The organism is Skermanella sp. (genome assembly GCF_059503625.1).
In genome coordinates this window covers 1-3166 of sequence record NZ_JCACHA010000248.1, presented here as the reverse complement: position 1 = coordinate 3166, position 3166 = coordinate 1, and the positions used below count along the sequence as shown (strand labels likewise).

3 protein-coding genes are annotated in these 3166 nt (G+C 67.4%); all 3 read left to right on the top strand.

Going from position 1 to position 3166, the window contains the following annotated elements; all coding sequences use genetic code 11:
• The first annotated feature begins 59 nt into the window (after nucleotides 1–59).
• On the top strand, nucleotides 60–989 hold the full coding sequence (locus tag AC5JJ6_RS05995; protein WP_496041169.1) for a LysR family transcriptional regulator: 930 nt from the start codon (nucleotides 60–62) through the stop codon (nucleotides 987–989).
• Between the two features lie 98 nt (nucleotides 990–1087).
• On the top strand, nucleotides 1088–2356 hold the full coding sequence (locus tag AC5JJ6_RS05990) for a fasciclin domain-containing protein (RefSeq protein WP_496041168.1): 1269 nt from the start codon (nucleotides 1088–1090) through the stop codon (nucleotides 2354–2356).
• 150 nt (nucleotides 2357–2506) lie between these two features.
• The coding region (locus tag AC5JJ6_RS05985) for a TetR/AcrR family transcriptional regulator (RefSeq protein WP_496041167.1) at nucleotides 2507–3166 on the top strand (660 nt) is incomplete at its 3' end.

Here is a 3166-nt window from a genome sequence, read left to right as displayed (position 1 = left end):
CAAAAAAGAAACTATTTACCAACACAACAATCATCCGAAAAAAAAATTAATTGTTATCAATGGACCGGCTCGACGACATGCTGGCCTTCCTGCGCGTGGTCGACACCCGCAGCTTCACCGCCGCCGCCGACAAGCTCGGCGTCTCCAAATCGGCCGTCAGCCGGCGCATGACCGACCTGGAGAACCGTCTCGGCGCCCGTTTGCTCAACCGGACGACCCGAAGCCTCAGCGTCACCGAGGTTGGACAGGCCTTCTACGAGCGCTGCGCCCGCATCGTCGCCGACGTGGAGGAAGCGGAGCGCGCCGTCGCCGACCTCCACGCCGAGCCGCGCGGAACGCTGAAGATCAACGCGCCGATGTCGTTCGGCATGATCCACCTCGCCCCCGCCATCGCCGAGTTCCTGCGCCGCCACCCCGGCCTGGAGATCGACATGGACCTGAACGACCGCTACGTCGACCTGATCGAGGACGGTTACGACGTCGCGGTCCGGATCGGGCGCCTGCGCGACAGCAGCCTCGTCGCCCGCCGTCTGGCGGTCAACCGCAACGTCGTCGTCGGAACGCCGGCCTATTTCAGGAAATACGGCCGCCCGGCGCACCCGGACGACCTCGCCCGCCACAACTGCCTGCTCTACACCAACGCCGCGCCGCCGGACCAATGGCACTTCACGGTCGCCGGCAAGCCCTGCGCGGTCAGGGTTTCCGGCACGCTCCGGGTCAACAACGGCGACGTCCTGCGCGAAGCCGCCCTTGCCGGCCAGGGCCTCGCGATGTTGCCGACGTTCCTGCTCGGCGAGCAGATCGCGCGCGGCCAGCTCGACATGGCGCTGACGGAGTTCGCCACCGACGACAGCGGCGCCGTCCATGCCGTCTACCCGCACAGCCGCCACCTGTCGCCCAAGGTCCGGGTCTTCGTCGACTTTCTGGCCGGAAGGTTCGGTCCGGTACCGTACTGGGACGCATCCCTGCACGTGCTGTCAGGCGGATAAGTTGCGCTATTGGATGGAACTACAAGCATAGTTCCGCTGTTGTCCCTTCCTAAGCATTTCGATGCTTGTCAAGAATCAAAATTGCGAAGGATGAGGATATGAACAGGTTGATGCTCGGCGCAGCCGCCATCGCGCTCGGTGTGGGGACAATGGGTACCGTCCAGGCCCAGACCGCCACCACCGGTCAGCAGAACCTCCAGCCCGCCTCCTGCACCCAGCTCGACGTCGGCGAGGTCGCCAACCGCGTCGATAAACTCCAGACCGGCACGCAGAAGGAACAGCTCGAGCAGATCGTCCAGCGCGCCCGTGAAGCCTCCACCGGCGGCAACGTGATGCAGTGCCGCCAGCTCCTGGTCGAGGCGGAAGCCAAGCTCCCCGGCGGCGCCCAGGTCACCAAGGAAACGCCCACCCCCGCCTTCCTCGGCGGCCCGGACAACCAGAACAGCAGCACCGCGCGCAGCGCCAACCCGGAACAGGCGCCGATCCAGGCCGACAACCTCGTGGCCGCCCTGCGCAACAACCCGCAGTTCAGCACGCTGGCGAAGCTGATCGAAACAGCCGGCCTCGCCGACACCCTCAGCCGCTCCGGCCAGCACACCCTGTTCGCGCCGACCAACGCCGCGTTCGAGAAGCTGCCGCAGGCGACGCTCGACCAGCTCGGCCAGGAGCAGCATCGCGACCAGCTCCGCGCGATCCTCGCGCAGCACGTGGTCGAGGGCCACAGCTACGCCTCGACCCAGTTCCCGTCCGACATCAAGGCGATGGGCGGCGACCCGATCGACGTGTCGCTGACCAACGGCCGCCCGCGCCTCAGCATCGGTGAGCCGCAGCCCCAGGCGACGCCGCAGTCCCGCACCGCCACCGCGACCGATGCCGCTCCGGCCCCCGCCCCGACGCCATCAGCCGCCAACCAGGACCTGACCGACGCGCTCAGCGCCCTGGAGAACGCCAACCAGGCGCTCACCGGCGAGTCCCAGGACAACCAGCCGGCCCGTGACCAGCTTGCCCGCGCCCGTCAGGCGATCGACCGCGGCCAGCTCCAGACGACCGACCGCCAGCCGCTCCAGCAGGCCAGCGGCGCCATCGACCGCGCGACCCAGGCGCTTCAGAACAACGACCGCGCCGCCGCCCGCACCGCCGTCAGCGAGGCCCTGCCTCCGCTGCGTCAGGCCGAATCGGCAACTCCGTCCAGCGCCAACCAGACCAATACGCAGACCGCCGGCACCACCACGGGCAACCCCCAGCGCTCGGCCGACGCTTCTCCCGCAGCGATCACCGTCGGCGACATCCGCACCGGCAATGGCTTCGTCCATGGCATCGACACCGTGCTGATCCCGGAGGGCGTCCAGGAAGCCCTGGTCCGCTAACGCCCCGGCGAACGTCAACCCTCCCAAGGCCGGCGCAGCGATGCGCCGGCCTTTTTTCATGCGCCCCGCCGCCGTCCCTCTTGACGTCATTTAGTGGACATTGTAAGTGAATGAACGTTCACTCTCATCATTCGGGACGGCATTCAGGGCATGGGACAGGGCGGCAAGGACGACGCTCCGGCATCGACGGACGCACGCGAGGCGCAGCAGCAGCGGATTCTCGCCGCCGCGATGGCATGCTTCGCGCGCTCCGGTTTCCACAAGGCGAGCATGCAGGACATCTGCGCCGAAGCCGGCATGAGTGCCGGCAACCTCTACCGCTATTTCCGCAGCAAGGAAGCCATCATCGCCGCGATAGCGGAGACCGAGCGCGTCCGCAACGCCGCCCTGTTCGACCGGCTCCAGCGCGCCGACGACCCCGTGCGCGGGCTGATCGAGCTGGCCCGCTGCTACCTGCGCGACATGCAGGGCCGCGACGCGCCGATGCTCTGCACCGAGATCATCGCCGAAGCCCTGCGCAATCCGGAAATCCGGACCATGTTCGAACGCAACATAAACGAGGCCCACGCCGCCTGCGCCCACGCGCTGCGCCAGGGCATCGCCCAGGGCCACGTCGATCCCGACCTCGACGTCGATGTCGCCGTCCGCATGCTGATGGCGCTCGGCGACGGCATCGTCGCCCACCGCGTGATCGCCGATTTCATGACCGACGACAGGACCGAAGCCGTCCTTGAAGTCATGCTCGAACGCTTCCTGCGTCCCCACGCCGCATCCACTGTCGTACTCGCCGATACACTATCTTCCCAGCCG